Annotated in this window: 1 pseudogene; it reads left to right on the forward strand. The window is 55.9% G+C overall.

The window, feature by feature from the left end:
* Positions 1-294: pseudogene (locus NCT32_RS37140) on the forward strand (serine hydrolase); the annotation flags it as partial.
* Positions 295-354: the final 60 nt, after the last annotated feature.

Consider the following 354-nt stretch of genomic DNA (forward strand, 5'->3'; position numbering starts at 1 on the left):
GGGTTTCTTATCGGCACCGCACAGAAGCGACGGGTCGCGACGTTACACCGTCGTCAAGGTGATGGAAGTCTCAAGCCGGAACCGTTTGAGATGAACCAGCGCCCAGAGTTCTTCATGGGCGGAGGAGGCTTGTTCAGCACGCCAAACAACTACATGACGTTTCTGCGCATGCTTCTTGGAAATGGAACATATCGCGGTGAGCGCCTCCTGCGTTCCGACACAGTTGCCTCGATGTTCCGCAATCATATTGGTGATCTCCCAGTTGGCGAGATGAAGACGGCCCAGTCGATATAGCCGTCGTGATGCTCCCTGAGCATGACGTCCCAGGCCTCAAACGGCTTGCGGTGCTTGTAG

It is taken from the genome of Caballeronia sp. INML2 (assembly GCF_023631365.1).
GTDB lineage: Bacteria > Pseudomonadota > Gammaproteobacteria > Burkholderiales > Burkholderiaceae > Caballeronia > Caballeronia turbans.